At 67.3% G+C, this 13,537-nt stretch carries 10 protein-coding genes; 1 reads left to right on the top strand and 9 read right to left on the bottom strand.

What is annotated here, in order from left to right:
* Positions 1-82: 82 nt before the first annotated feature.
* The 4 genes from FCU40_RS04800 to parC form a co-directional block, all read right to left on the bottom strand.
* Positions 83-1,414 carry a serine hydrolase domain-containing protein gene (locus tag FCU40_RS04800; RefSeq protein ID WP_168073244.1) on the bottom strand — a complete coding sequence of 444 codons (1,332 nt, stop codon included), beginning with the start codon at positions 1,412-1,414 and terminating at the stop codon, positions 83-85.
* 74 nt (positions 1,415-1,488) lie between these two features.
* Positions 1,489-2,673 (bottom strand): saccharopine dehydrogenase NADP-binding domain-containing protein, encoded by a 1,185-nt coding sequence (locus FCU40_RS04795; RefSeq protein ID WP_168073242.1) that lies wholly within the window; start codon positions 2,671-2,673, stop codon positions 1,489-1,491.
* Positions 2,674-2,727: 54 nt separating this feature from the next.
* Positions 2,728-4,125, bottom strand: coding sequence for a serine hydrolase domain-containing protein (locus FCU40_RS04790; protein WP_168073240.1), 1,398 nt, complete (start codon positions 4,123-4,125; stop codon positions 2,728-2,730).
* A 10-nt stretch (positions 4,126-4,135) separates the two neighbouring features.
* Positions 4,136-6,415 (bottom strand): DNA topoisomerase IV subunit A, encoded by a 2,280-nt coding sequence (gene parC / locus FCU40_RS04785; RefSeq protein ID WP_004620715.1) that lies wholly within the window; start codon positions 6,413-6,415, stop codon positions 4,136-4,138.
* Positions 6,416-6,661: 246 nt separating this feature from the next.
* Between parC and FCU40_RS04780 the strand changes: the two genes are divergently transcribed.
* On the top strand, positions 6,662-8,497 hold the full coding sequence (locus tag FCU40_RS04780; RefSeq protein ID WP_168073238.1) for an alkaline phosphatase family protein: 1,836 nt from the start codon (positions 6,662-6,664) through the stop codon (positions 8,495-8,497).
* Between the two features lie 51 nt (positions 8,498-8,548).
* On the opposite strand, the gene FCU40_RS04775 is transcribed toward FCU40_RS04780, so the two are convergent.
* The 5 genes from FCU40_RS04775 to FCU40_RS04755 are packed head-to-tail and all read right to left on the bottom strand — an operon-like array spanning position 8,549 to position 13,383.
* Positions 8,549-10,135, bottom strand: coding sequence for an alkaline phosphatase D family protein (locus tag FCU40_RS04775; RefSeq protein WP_168073236.1), 1,587 nt, complete (start codon positions 10,133-10,135; stop codon positions 8,549-8,551).
* Between the two features lie 53 nt (positions 10,136-10,188).
* Positions 10,189-10,920, bottom strand: a complete 732-nt coding sequence (recO, locus tag FCU40_RS04770) for a DNA repair protein RecO (protein ID WP_035017411.1) — start codon at positions 10,918-10,920, stop codon at positions 10,189-10,191.
* A 2-nt stretch (positions 10,921-10,922) separates the two neighbouring features.
* On the bottom strand, positions 10,923-11,780 hold the full coding sequence (locus FCU40_RS04765; protein ID WP_004620722.1) for an arylamine N-acetyltransferase: 858 nt from the start codon (positions 11,778-11,780) through the stop codon (positions 10,923-10,925).
* Complete coding sequence (gene era / locus FCU40_RS04760) at positions 11,773-12,726, bottom strand: GTPase Era (RefSeq protein ID WP_168073234.1); 954 nt, start codon at positions 12,724-12,726, stop codon at positions 11,773-11,775. Before era ends, FCU40_RS04765 begins: the two co-directional genes overlap by 8 nt.
* 45 nt (positions 12,727-12,771) lie before the next feature.
* Positions 12,772-13,383 carry a thioredoxin domain-containing protein gene (locus tag FCU40_RS04755; RefSeq protein WP_168073232.1) on the bottom strand — a complete coding sequence of 204 codons (612 nt, stop codon included), beginning with the start codon at positions 13,381-13,383 and terminating at the stop codon, positions 12,772-12,774.
* Positions 13,384-13,537 lie beyond the last annotated feature (154 nt).

The following is a 13,537-nucleotide window of genomic DNA, read 5'->3' as shown; positions in this document are numbered from 1 at the left end:
AAGCCGGGGAGAACGGCGCGAGCGTCCCAGTCGCTCTGGGTGGATCTGGGCCCCGGCGGTCGCCGGGGAAATCGGAGAAAACCTACTTCGACGGATCCTTGAGCGCGTCATAGACGAACTTGGCGCTGTCCTGGTCGATGTGGGCGATGGCGGGATCACCGTCCTTGTTGAGGATGTGGATCATGCCCAGGAAAAAGAGATCGTTGGTCGGGTCGATCCAGAACCAGGTTCCAGCCGCGCCGCCCCAGCTATAGGTCCCATTCCCCTGCGGACCGGCTTTGGCGCTGTCCAGCACCACCGCGAAGTCCAGGCCAAAGCCCCGCCCCTTGGCGGTGTTGAACGGCGGGACGTCGGAATTCATGATCGTGTCGCTGAGCATGTTCGTGCGCATCAGCTTGACGGTCTCGGGCTTCAGGATGCGCGCCCCGTCAAGCTCGCCGCCGTTCAGCAGCATCTGGGCGAAGCGGGCGTAGTCGGCGTTGGTCGAGACCAGGCCGCCGCCGCCCGAGGCCATGACCGGCGGCTTCGAGATATCCAGCACCATGAAGCCGTCCGCCGGAACCAGCTTATGAACCTTGGGTCCCCAGGCATAAAGCGACGCCAGGCGGCTGGTCTTTTCCGCCGGCAGCCAGAAGCCGGTGTCGACCATCTTCAGCGGCGTGAAGATGCGCTTTTGCATGAAGTCGCCCAGCGACATGCCCGACAGCTTCTCGACGATCAGGCCCTGGATATCGACCGAGACGCTGTACTTCCACCGCGTGCCCGGCTGGGCCACCAGCGGCAGGGCGGCGACACGCTTGATGAACTCGTCGCTCGACTTGCTGCCCAAGACGCCGGTGTCGACATAGGCCTTATCGATCGGGTTGTCCGGAACCAGGCCATAGGCGAACCCGCCCGAGTGGCTCATGATCTCGCGCATGGTCGGCGGACGGTCTGCCGGCACGGTGTCGAACGAGCCGTCGGAGTTGACGCCCTTGAAGACCCGCAACGAGGCGAATTCCGGAATGTACTTGCTGACCGGATCGTCCAGCTTCCACTTACCCTCCTCGAAGAGGATCATCATGGCCACGCCGGTGACGGGCTTGGACTGCGAGTAGATGCGGAACACCGTGTCCTTGGTCATCGGCGGACCGTCGAAGCCCTTCTTGCCATGGACCTCGAAGTTCACGACCTTGCCGTGGCGGACCAGCATGGTGGTGACGCCCGGCAGGTGGCCGGCGTCGACCAGCCCCTGCATGTGAGCGTCCAGCGCCTTGAGCCCGTCAGCCGAAAAGCCGACGCTCTCGGGCTTGCTGGCCGGAAAGGCGCTGGAGGCCTCGACATGGGTCGAGACCGGCGCGGCCCATCCAGGCGCCGCGCCGCCGAACGCCAGAACCGTCGCCAACGCGGCCGCCGTCAGACGCCGAATGACCATGCCCGCCTCTCCAAACACTTGTTCGAGGCGGGACCTTAGGGCGAATTGAGCAAGGCGCGCACGCGAATTTTTCTTCAACCCCGCTCGACCTCGAACCGCAGGCCCGCATGGGCCTCGAGGCGGTCGATCAGCTTGCGCCCCATGGCCGCGCCGGGCGTCCAGATCCCGCCCGGCGCGTCGGCGGCCTCGGAGATCAGGCACACCGCCGACTCGGCGATCATCTTCGAGGTCGAGCCGTAGCCGGGGTCCTTGTCGCCCTTGACCGAGACGCGAACCTGACGGCCGTCGGGCGCCAGGCCGACGAACAGGACGTCGTAGAAGCCGGTTTCTCGCTCTTCCTTGCTGGGACCTTCGCCGGGCTTGGGGCCGCCCTCCCCGCCGAGGCCGCCGCCGGAGGCGGCGATGTGCTCGGCGATCTTCTGGCCCTGCTCGCCAGGACCGGTCAGCACCATCTCGTCGTAAACAAAATCCGCGCCGTAGGGATGGCCCATCAAGGCGTTCGAGCGATGGACATTGCGCGTATTGATCGCCGCCATCACGAACGGCGCGGCCCAGACGCCAAGATCCTCCTCCAGCATCGGGCGATTGCCGGACGGCTGCTGGGGTCCCTGAAAGCCCGGCGTCAGCGCGAACGGATTCTTCAACAGCGCGATGACTCCCGGGTCCTTCGCGGCGGCGGCCATCGTCGCCTTGAGGCTGGCCGCCGTGCCGCCGGAAAAACCGCCCTTCATCGCGCGAACCCGGCCCTTCACGCGCGGAACCGGCGCGCCCAGGGCTTTCCGCGCGGTTTCCTGCAGGAACCAGACGCCCAGCTCAAAGGGGATAGAGTCGAAGCCGCACGAGAAGACGATCCGCGCGCCCGTCTCCTTTGCCCGCGCCTCGTGCGCGTCGATCATTCGCCGCATCCAGGCCGGCTCGCCGCAAAGGTCCAGATAGTCGGTTCCCTCCTCGACGCAGGCGGCGACCAGGTCCGAGCCGTAAAGCTGGTAGGGCCCGACCGTGGTCAGCACCGCCTTGGCGCGACGGACCATGGTTCGCAGGGATTGGGGATCATCGGCGTCGGCGACAACGAGCGGCGTGTCCAGCGGCGCGCCGATCTCGGCGCGCACCGCCGCCAGTTTTTCCTCGCTGCGTCCCGCCATGGCCCAGCGCACGGCGCCGCCAGTTCCGAAGCGAGCCGCCAGATACTCCGCCACCAGCCGCCCGGTGAAACCGCTGGCGCCGTAGACGATGATGTCGAATTCCGCGTCGGCCCGCATGACCCGCCTCCCTCTGTTATTGGGAGGCACCATGCCGAGATCGCGGCCCGCGCGCTACCGGCTCGTGACCCTGGTCGGTCCCGGATGCGGCGTATGGGCCGGTACAGTCGGGATCGCCTGCAACGGCGGCTCGATCGCCTGATAGACCAAGGCGCGCGACTGAGCGTCCAGTTTGGGTCCGACACCCCCCAGGCGCTGGATCATGCCGACGAAAAGCAGGTCATGAACCGGGTCGATCCAGAACCAGGTGCCGGCGCTGCCGCCCCAGCTGACCGTGCCCCGTCCCACCGGCGCGCCCGAGGCGGCCGGATTGACCGCCACCGCCATGTCGAGCCCATAGCCCATGCCGGCGGCGAAGGGGAAAGGGCGAAGGCTCGGCTGCAAGACACCGGTCGTACCATTGGTCGTGACCACGAACCCCGGCGGCAGGTGGTTCTGCGTCATCAGGGCCACGGTCTCGGGCTTGAGGATCCGCGCGCCATGAAGCTCGCCCTTGTTGAGGATCATCTGGGCGAAGCGGGCGAAGTCGTGCGCCGTCGAGACCAGCCCTCCACCGCCTAGCGGCGCGGCGGGCGGCTTGGTGACGTCGCGCCAAGCCCCCTCGACCGCGGGGATCAGCCGTCCCGTGCGCGGATCGGCGGTGTAGAGCGCCGCCAGCCGGTGGGCCTTCTCCTCGGGCACATAAAAGGCGGTGTCGCGCATCTTCAGCGGCGCGAAGATGTGCTCTTCCATGAACGCGGGCAGGGTCTGGCCCGACAGTTTTTCGATGATGTAGCCCTGGATATCGGCCGCCACGCTGTAGCGCCACAGCTGGCCGGGCTCGGAATACATCGGCAGTTCCGAGACCTTCTGGACCAGCTCCCCCAGCGAGGATGATTGAAGCACGCCGGCCCGGTAATAGGCCTGGTCCGCCGGACTGTTCGGATCGTCGGCCAGACCGTAGGCGAAGCCGGCGGTGTGGGTCATCAGCTCACGCATGGTCGGCGGACGGCTGATCGGCGCCAGGATCGGCTGGCCGGACGCGTCGACGCCGCTGACGATGCGCAGATCGGCGAACTCAGGCACGTACTTGCTGATCGGATCGTCCAGCTTCCAGAGACCCTGCTCGTACAGGATCATCATGGCCACGCCCGTGATCGGCTTGGTTTCGGAGCGAATGCGGAAAATGGCGTTCAGGGGCATGGGCTGACCGCCCAGGGCCTGGCGGCCATAGGCCCGCGCGTGGACGATCCGGCCATGGCGGGCCAGCAACGTGACGCCGCCGGCGATCTGGCCATGATCGACCATCGCCTGCATTTGGTCGTCCAGCTTCTTCAGACGGTCGGCGTTGAAGCCGACCTCTTCGGGCTTGGCCTTGGGCAAGGCAAGGGCCGGCGTCGCGGCGATGGCCGCGCAGCCGAAGGCGCCGGCCATCAGGGCCAACGCGCGGCGACGCAACCGTCCCAAGTTCATTTGGCCACCATCACTTGGGTCGGAACCGCTTGCTGGTGGGGAATCCCCGAGGCGCGAGCTTGCCGGCCCCGGCGCGACGACCGGCCCAGTCCTTCCACTCGGCCCACTCGCGACGACGGCCGGCGGTGTCGATCCAGAAGGCGCCGGTCTCGGCGCTGAACGACAGGCCGTCGCGCAGACCGCCCTCGCGGTAGGACTGCAGCTTGACGCCCTTGCCGCGCGGCATTTCCGGCAGTTCCTCGATCGGGAAGATCAGGATCTTGCCGTTGTCGCCCACCACCGCGATCTGGTCGCCGACGACCTCCATGCAGAAGGCCGCGCCGGCCGCGTCGACCGTCAGGACCTGCTTGCCGGCCTTGCGGTTGGCCAGGGTCTCCTCCTCGGGCAGCAGGAAGCCGTAGCCCTGCTTGGAGGCGATGAAGCGCTTGCGGCCGGCCTTGAACGGGAAGACGTCGATGATCTTCACCTTGTCGTCCAGCTCGATCATCATCCGCACCGGCTCGCCGTGTCCTCGCGCGCTGGGAAGCTTGTCGCAGCCCAATGTGAAGAAACGGCCGTCGCTGGAGAAGATCAGCAGCTTGTCCGTGGTCTCGGCCGGGACCAGGAAACCCAGCTTGTCGCCTTCCTTGAACTTCAGCTCGGACGGATCGTCGATCTTGCCCTTGGCGGCGCGGATCCAGCCGCGCTCGGACAGAATGATCGTGATCGGCTCGCGCACGATCATCGCCTCGATGGCGGCGTCGGCGTCGACGACCGGAGCATCGGCGAAAATCGAGCGTCCGGTCACGCCGGTCGGACGGGCCTTGTCCAGCGGATGCTTGATCTTCAGCAGCGTCGCGCGCACCTCGGACAGGCCCACGCCCACCAGCTTCCACTGCTGGGCGTCGCTGGCCAGCATGGCCAGGATGCCGTCGCGCTCTTCCACCAGTTCCGCGTGCTCGCGACGGATCTCCATCTCTTCCAGCTTGGCCAGTTGGCGCAGGCGGGTATTGAGGATGGCGTCGGCCTGGATGTCCGACAGCGCGAACGTCTCGATCAGCTTTTCCTTCGGCTTGTCCTCGTAGCGGACGATCCGAATGACCTCGTCGAGGTTCAGATAGGCGACCAGCAGGCCGTCCAGGATATGCAGACGGGCTTCGATCTTGGCCAAGCGATGTCGGGCGCGCCGGGTCAGAACCTCGCGGCGGTGGGCCAGGAAGGCCATCAGCGCCTGCTTCAGGCCCATGACGCCCGGCGTGCCGCGCGCGTCCAGCACGTTGATGTTGACCGGGAAGCGGCTTTCCAGCGCCGAGAGCTTGAACAGGCTCTCCATCAGCACTTCGGGCTCGACGTTCTTGGACTTCGGTTCGAGGACCAGACGGATGTCCTCGGCGCTCTCGTCGCGGACGTCGCCCAGCAGGGCGGCCTTCTTGCTGTCGATCAGGTCGGCCAGCTGCTCGACCAGATCCGACTTCTTCACCTGATACGGGATCTCGGTGACGACGATCTGGTACGTGCCGCGACCGGTGTCCTCCTTGTCCCACTTGGCGCGGATGCGCACGCCGCCCCGGCCGGTCTCGTAGGTTTCCAGCAGAGAAGCGCGCGGCTCGACGATGACCCCGCCGGTCGGGAAGTCCGGCCCAGGAACCTTGGCGAGCAAGTCTTCGGTCGTCGCGTCGGGATTGGTCAGCAGCAACTGACAGGCGTCGATCAGCTCGGCGGCGTTGTGCGGCGGGATCGAGGTGGCCATGCCGACCGCGATGCCCGACGAGCCGTTGGCCAGCAGGTTCGGGAAGCCCGATGGCAGGACCACCGGCTCCTCGTCCTGACCGTCATAGGTCGGGCGGAAGTCGACCGCGTCCTCGTCGATGCCGTCCAACAGAAGCGTCGCCGCCTCCGTCATCTTGCACTCGGTGTAGCGCATGGCCGCGGCGCTATCGCCGTCGATATTGCCGAAGTTGCCTTGGCCCTCGACCAGCGGGATGCGTTGACTGAACTCCTGCGCCAGGCGGACCAGGGCGTCATAGATCGAGGCGTCGCCGTGCGGGTGGAAGTTACCCATCACCTCGCCGACCACCTTGGCGCACTTGCGCGCGGCGGCGTCGGGGTTCAGGCGCATATTGCTCATCGCGTAGAGCACGCGACGGTGCACGGGCTTGAGGCCGTCGCGCACGTCGGGGAGCGCCCGCGAGCCGATCGTCGACAGAGCGTAGGCGAGATAGCGCCGCGACAGGGCTTCGGTCAGCGGCTCATCCAGAATGCGGTCGCCGTCGTCGGGACCGCCGGGGGGAGGAAGTACGGGCTTGTTCATGACGCCTATGAATCGTGGTCGGGCATCTTAGAGCGCGTCAGGCGAAAGTGTGAGCGGTTTCGGCGTCTGACGCGCTCCAAGCTCAAACAGACAGGGCCTTTTTATCCGGCTCGGATTTCATCTGAACCGGAAGCGCTCTACCGGGCTTTTGGGCCGAAGATCGACCTTTCGGGCGGATTTTTCGTCGTCAGACCGTCATTCAAGCTTGTCATAAGACCCGCTCAAGTTAGCTGGACTTACGGATTCATGGCCGCCAAGACCCCCTCGAAGCTCATGCTGGCCGGAACGGCCGCCATCGTCGCCCTGGTCGGCGGGACCCTGGCCTGGCGGGCGACGCACAAGCCGCACAACGTCATCATCTTCGTGGCCGACGGCCTGCGTTCGGAAATCGTCGACGCCCAGACCGCCCCGGCCCTTGAAGCGCTGCGCCGCGAGGGCGTCGATTTCCGCAACAGCCACTCGATGTTCCCGACCGTGACCACGGTCAACGCCGCCTCGATCGCCACCGGCCACAAGCCCGGCGACACCGGCGACTTCCAGAACACCGTGTCGGCCGGCAGCCCCGCCCTGCCCTTCCCGGTCAGCTCGACCCTGGCGCCGATCGAGAGCGACCCGTCGATCGGCCTGCTGAACCAGCGGTTCGGCGGCAACTACCTGAACGAAGAGAGCCTCCTGGCCCTGGCCCACGCCCAGGGCTTCGTCACGGCCGCCGTCGGCAAGGAGGGCCCGGTGGCCGTCCAGGACGTCACCGCCCGCGACGGCAAGGGCACCATCGTCATCGACGACGCCTTCGAGGACCGCTTCCCGGTTCCGGACTTCATCACCAAGGCCATTAAGGCGGTCGGCCTGAGCAAGACCCCGCCGGACCGTGGCCTGAACAGCTGGCCCGGCGCGTACAACATGCCGGGCGTCCGGGTCGCCAATGTCGAACAGCAGAAGTGGTTCGTGGACCTGGTGTCCAAGGTGCTGTTGCCGCGTTTCAAGCAGGGCGGCAAGCCGTTCGTGATGGTCTTCTGGTCGCGCGACCCCGACGGCACCCAGCATAACCAGGGCGACAGCCTCAACACCCTGACCCCGGGCATCAACGGCGAGACCTCGCTGAAGGCCGTGCGCAACGCCTCGGACAATCTGCAAGCCCTGCGCGACGCCCTCAAAGCGCAAGGCCTGGACAAGACGACCGATATCATCGTCACGGCCGACCACGGCTTCTCGACGATCTCCAAGGAGAGCGCCACCAGCGCGGCGGCCAAGCTGAAGTTCGACAGCGTCGTGCCGGGTTATCTGCCGCCGGGCTTCGTGGCCATCGATCTCTCCAAGGCGCTGAACCTGCCGGCCTTCGAACCGATCGGCCTGCCGATGATGTTCGACCAGGGCATGGCGCCGAAGGGCGGCAACGCCCTGCTGGGTCCCGATCCCAAGAACCCGCTGCTTGAGATCGTCGCCGGCGGCGGCTCGGACCTGATCTACGCCAACGGCCCGGACCGCAAGGCGCTGGTCGAGCGCGCGGTGACGGCCCTGACGACGCAGGACTATGTGTCCGCCATCTTCGTGGACGACGCGCTGGGCAAGATCCCCGGCGCCCTGCCGATGAGCGCCATCGGCCTGGTCGGTTCGGCCAAGACCCCGCGTCCGGCCATCGTGATCAGCTTCCGCAGCTTCCTGGCCCCGGGTTGCACGCGCAAGCCGGCGGAGCTGTGCGCCGTCGAGGTGGCCGACACCACGCTGCAGCAGGGCCAGGGCATCCACGGCGCCTTGCAGCGCGCCGACACGCACAACTTCATGGCCGCCGTCGGCCCGGATTTCCGCAAGGGCTTCGTCGACCCGACCCCGGTCAGCAACGCCGACTGGACGCCGACCCTGGCCAAGATCCTGGGCGTGAAGCTGTCGCCCAAGGGCCAGCTGACCGGTCGCGTGATGGCCGAGGCCCTGAAGGGCGGCAAGCCCGTCGCGGGCAGCCACAAGACGCTGACCAGCGCGCCGGCCGCGAACGGCTTCGTGACGACCTTGCGGTGGCAGGAAGCCGATGGCCGCCCGTACTATGACGCCGGCGGCGCCCCGGGCCGCGCGGTGGGCGTGAAATAGGCCTCGAACGCCTCCCCGCGCGCCCTCGGGACGCGGGGAGAAGCCGTGGTCTCAGGCCTGGACGAGCCCTGGCTTGCCCGCCTCCACCGCCCACTTGGCGCGGGTCGATAGCTTGCCGTCCTTGCGCGTGACGGCGTCCAGAACCTTGAACTCGGTCACGAACGTCTTGGGCGTCGCCTCGCAGATCGCGTAGCCGCGCTGGTCGTTGTTGAACTTCAGCATCGGGTTGACGGCCTGGATCTTGGCGAACGTCTCCCGCTGGTCCGTCCCGTCGCCGCCCGAGCTGATCGAGGTGACCACGAATTCGGACGCGATCGGCGGCCCGACAGGCTTGGCCCCGTCGATATAGAGGTCGCCCGCGAAGTTCTGGTGTTCGTCGCCGGTCAGGACGACGACGTTGCCGACCTTGTGGTCGCGGATCTGAGACAGCACCCGGCGGCGCGGCGTGTTGTAGCCGGCCCAGGAGTCGGGGTTGACCATCACGCCGGGACCAGGATCCCGATCCAGATCCATCATCATGACCTGCTGGGCGATGACGTTCCAGGTCGCCTTCGAGGCCGACAGACCATCGATCAGCCACTTTTCCTGCGGCAGGCCCATGAACTGGGCCTTCGGATCGTTGACGCCCTCGCACCAGCTCCACTTGTCGCCGCACGGCTGGTCGCTCCGGAACTGGCGCGTATCCAGGAGGTTCAGGTTGACGAGCTGGCCGTAGCTGGCCCGACGATAGATCTGAAGGCCGGTCCCGGCCGGAAAGCTCGACGCCCGCAGCGGCATGTTTTCGTAATAGGCCTGGGCGGCGGCCTGGCGGCGCAGATTGAACAGCTTGGGATCGGTATTGTCCTGGTCGATCTCGGCGGCCCAGTTGTTGTCGATCTCGTGGTCGTCCCAGATCGCGAACCAGGGCGCGGCGGCGTGGGCGGCCTGGAGATCGACGTCCAGCTTGTACTGGGCGTAGCGGCGGCGATAGTCGTCCAGGCTATAGATCTCGTCGCCGAAATGCTGGCGGACGTTCTCGATCGGCCGGCCGCCGCTGGTGGTGGTCCGAGCGCCCCGGCCTTCGTAGATGTAGTCGCCGTAGCAGAAGACGAAGTCTGGATTGTCCTCCGCCATGCGGCGGTGAGCGGTGTAGTAGCCGTTCTCATAGTTCTGGCAGCCGGCGACGGCGAAGCGGACCTTCTCGACGACCGCGCCCAGGGCTGGCGTCGTGCGGGCTCGGCCCAGGATGCTGCGGTCGCGGCCGGCGATGAAGCGGTACCAGTAGTCGCGGCCGGGCTGCAGTCCGCCGACCTCGACGTGGATCGCGTGCCCCAACTCGGGCGGCGCGATGGCCGTTCCCTTGGCCACGATGGTCTTCATGCTCTCGGAGTCGCCGACCTCCCACGCGACCTCGACCGGCGCCATCGGCATGCCGTAGCCGATCTCGAACGGTTCGGGGGCCAGGCGGGTCCAGATCACGAAGCCGTCCGGCGACGGATCCCCCGAGGCCACGCCCAGCTGGAACGGATAGGTCTTGAAATAGGCCGGCGCCAAGGCCGCCCGGCTCTCCAGGGGTATCGACAGCGCCGTCACGGCCGAGGCCCCGAAGACGGTCATCAGGCGGCGGCGGCTGAGGGCGTAGCGATCGAGCACGGACATGGCGGAACTCCGGAAAGCTGAAGGTTCGCGATAGCTCCGCTGTGTGACGGTTCTTAAAGCCTCCCCGCCTCGGACAATCGGTCCAGCAGCCAGACGCGCGCCGGCGGCAGGGGCCGGTTCAGGGGTCCGAAAACGAACTGCTCGAGGAAGTGGCCGGTAATGTCGAGGCCGGCCTTCACGTCGCCTTCCGCCAGCCCGCCCTGCGACGACAGCATGAACGGCGGCAACGGCAAGAGCTTGTCGTGATACGGCCGCCCGGCGTCGCGGCTGACGGCGCGGCCGGTGCGCGGGCTGACATAGACCAGGTCGTCGAAGACTCCGGTCGCCGCGCACTTGGAGAGATCCAGGCCAAAGCCCAGTTCCTGCAGCAGACCCGCCTCGTAGCGGACATAGACCGCTGGCCAGATGTCGGGCATTTCGAGAACGCGGATCAGAGCCTCCAGCGCGTGGAAGGCGCCGGGATGGGCCTCGCGCTCGGGCAGGGCCGCGGCGGCCACGGCGGCGGCGGCGGAAAGTCCGGCCAGCGCCAGGCGGTCGTCGAACAGGCTGGAAGGTCCCTCGCCCATCGGCTCCAGGCTGGCCGAGCCCAGTTGGTCGGACACCCGCGCCCGATAGCGGGCGATGACGCGCGCGCCCGGTTGCAGAAACGGCTTCATCCGCCGCGAAGCCGCGCCGGCCACATGGGCGGCGAACTTGCCGCGATCCTGGGTGAGCAGCTCGACGATGGCCCCCGTCTCGCCGTGCGAGCGGGCCGAGAGGACGTAGGCTTCGTCCTCCCACTCCAGGGTCAAGTCGGCGTCCCCCAGGCGACGACCTTCTCCAGAACGGGCCTCCAGTCGGGCTCGACCGGCAGGCCGATCACGTCGCGCAAGGTGGTTTCAAGCTCGTCGACCGACAGGTCGCGCTGCTCGACCACCGCGCCGGTGACGTCGCGATGGGTGAAGCGATTGTTCTTCAGGGCATAGCGCGCGGTCGGCGTCGTGCGCCCCACCGTCATGCTCCAGGTGAAGTGCGAGCTGGGATGCGTGTAGGTGAAGAAGTTGGCCTGCTCGTAGTCGACCTCGGCCCAGGCGCCGTTCGACACCTGGTACAGCGGCGCCCAGCGGCCCGAGAGATCGGCCTGGACCTGGCGTTCGGCCACGCCGCTGGTCTGGGTGTCGACGATGCGGAACCGGCCGTGCGGCGTGTCTTGCTCCGCGTCGGAGAACAGGCGCAGCGGCGCGGTTAGAACGCAGCCGCCAAAGCCGGCGTCGACCAGCCAGGTCTCGCCCTCCAGCATCACGCCCAGCACCTGATGCGAGCGCGGACGCGGCGGGGCGTCGTCCGGCGACATCCACTTCACCCGGGCCATCAGGCCCTCGACCTGGAAGCCCAGGGCCTCGAGCACCCGCTTCAGGAGGCCGTTCTGCTCATAGCAGTAACCGCCCCGCCCGCCCGCGATCAGCTTGGCGTCGATGTCGGCCGGGACGATGCTGACGCCGCGCCCCAGCAGCACGTCCAGGTTTTCGAACGGAATGGCGTCGGGATGGCGAAAGGCGATGGCCCGCAACACCGCGAGCGTCGGCTCGCGTGGCCCGTCGTAGCCGATGCGTCCAAAATAGGCGTCGAGATCGACCGCCGCCGCCGAAGCCGGGGCGTCAAACATCGAAGTCCAGCCCGATATCGCTGAACAGCCCCCGCTCCTCGGCCCAGTTCTCCTTCACCTTGACGTGCAGGAACAGGTGAACCTTGCGGTCGAGGATGTCGCACAGCTCCTCGCGCGAGGCCTGGCCGATCCACTTCAAGGTCTGGCCGCCCTTGCCGATGACGATGACCCGCTGGCCTTCGCGCTCGACCAGGATGGTCTGCTCGATACGCACCGAGCCGTCCTTGCGCTCCTCGAACGCGGTCGTCTCGACGGTCGCGGCGTAGGGCAGCTCTTCGTGGACGCGCAGATAGACCTTCTCGCGAGTGATCTCGGCGGCCAGCAGGCGGGCCGGCAGGTCGGCGGTCTGGTCCTCCGGATAGAGCCAAGGCCCCTCCGGCATCATGGTGACGAGCTTGGCCGTCAGGTCCTCGACGCCCGCGCCGGTCGAGGCGCTGATCATGAAGACGTCGGTGTAGACGCCGGTGTCGAAGAAGTCCTTGGCGACGGCCAGCAGGGTGTCGCGCTTGATCCCGTCGATCTTGTTCAGCGCCAGGATGACCTTGCGGTCGGCGGCCTTCAGGCCCTCGATGATGGTCTGCACGTCCTGGGCCGAGCGGTATTCGCCGGGCGTGGCCTTGTCGGCGCGGCTGGCCAGCTCGGCCTGGACGTCGACCAGATGGACGGTGGCCTCGGCCTCTTCCGAGCCGGCCCAGGCCGAGCGGACCATGGCGCGGTCAAGGCGCCGGCGCGGGCTGAAGATCCCGGGCGTGTCCACGAGGACGATCTGGGTGTCGCCCTCGATGGCCACGCCGCGCACGGGGAAACGGGTGGTCTGGACCTTCTGGGTGACGATCGAGACCTTGGCCCCGACCATGCGGTTGACCAGGGTGGACTTGCCGGCGTTCGGCGCGCCGATGATGGCGGCGAAGCCGGCGCGGGTGTTTTGAGCGGTGGTTTCAGTCATTGCCGGTGCGTGTAGCACCGATGGGCTCTTCGCGGTAGCAAGGCCTCAGTCGCTGCTGGCGGCGGCGATGGCCGCGTCGATCTGGTCCAGCGTGTGGTAGCCGGGCTCCATCTTCTTGCCGTTGATCTCGAAGGTCGGGGTGGCGTCGACCTCGTGCTCCTTGGCGTTACGCTGGGCGCGGTCGTTCAGCGCGGTCATCTGCTTTTCGTCGGTCACGCACTTGGTGAACTCGTCCTCGTTCATGCCGACCTGCTTGGCGATGCCCAGCAGGGTTTCGCGCGGCGCGTCGTAGAGTCCCGGATGGCTGGCGAACACCGCGTCGTTGACGGCGAAATATTTGTCCTTGCCCGCGCACCGGGCGAGCAGGAAACCGGCGGCCGCCACCGTCACTTCCGAACCGCCGCCGACCAGCATCTCGCGGAACACGTAGTGGACCTTGCCGCTGTCGATATATTTCGACTTGAAGGCCGGATAGACCTCCTTCTGCCAGCGCGCGCAGACCGGGCAGCCGACCGAGGCGTACTCCACCACCGTCACCTTGGCGGCCTTGTTGCCCATGTCCATGTCGTCGGGCAGGGCCTCGAACGTCCGCGCCTTGTGGCACGCCGCGAGGCTGAGGCTCAGCACGGCGGCGACCGCGATCTGGAAAGGGCGCATCCGAAAGGGTCTCCGAGGGAATCGTGAAGGCTTGGGTTGCATCAGAGGGACGAGCCGGGTTGCGGTCAAGGCGGGTTGGCTTCCCCTCCATTCCCCCTGGATGGGGGAAGGAACGTGTTTCAGCATCCTCGCGCCCGAGCGGCCGCGAGGGAAT

The organism is Caulobacter sp. SSI4214 (assembly GCF_012184455.1).
In the GTDB taxonomy this organism is placed as follows: domain Bacteria; phylum Pseudomonadota; class Alphaproteobacteria; order Caulobacterales; family Caulobacteraceae; genus Caulobacter; species Caulobacter vibrioides_E.
This window is presented reverse-complemented; position numbering and strand designations above follow the sequence as displayed.

What these genes read in the sequence shown, in the direction of transcription:
- FCU40_RS04780 (WP_168073238.1), top strand. Translation starts at nt 6,662, where the DNA reads ATGGCCGCCAAGACCCCCTCGAAGCTCATGCTGGCCGGAACGGCCGCC.
- FCU40_RS04775 (WP_168073236.1), bottom strand. Translation starts at nt 10,135, where the DNA reads ATGTCCGTGCTCGATCGCTACGCCCTCAGCCGCCGCCGCCTGATGACC.
- FCU40_RS04800 (WP_168073244.1), bottom strand. Translation starts at nt 1,414, where the DNA reads ATGGTCATTCGGCGTCTGACGGCGGCCGCGTTGGCGACGGTTCTGGCG.
- parC (WP_004620715.1), bottom strand. Translation starts at nt 6,415, where the DNA reads ATGAACAAGCCCGTACTTCCTCCCCCCGGCGGTCCCGACGACGGCGAC.
- era (WP_168073234.1), bottom strand. Translation starts at nt 12,726, where the DNA reads ATGACTGAAACCACCGCTCAAAACACCCGCGCCGGCTTCGCCGCCATC.
- FCU40_RS04790 (WP_168073240.1), bottom strand. Translation starts at nt 4,125, where the DNA reads ATGAACTTGGGACGGTTGCGTCGCCGCGCGTTGGCCCTGATGGCCGGC.
- FCU40_RS04795 (WP_168073242.1), bottom strand. Translation starts at nt 2,673, where the DNA reads ATGCGGGCCGACGCGGAATTCGACATCATCGTCTACGGCGCCAGCGGT.
- FCU40_RS04755 (WP_168073232.1), bottom strand. Translation starts at nt 13,383, where the DNA reads ATGCGCCCTTTCCAGATCGCGGTCGCCGCCGTGCTGAGCCTCAGCCTC.
- FCU40_RS04765 (WP_004620722.1), bottom strand. Translation starts at nt 11,780, where the DNA reads ATGTTTGACGCCCCGGCTTCGGCGGCGGCGGTCGATCTCGACGCCTAT.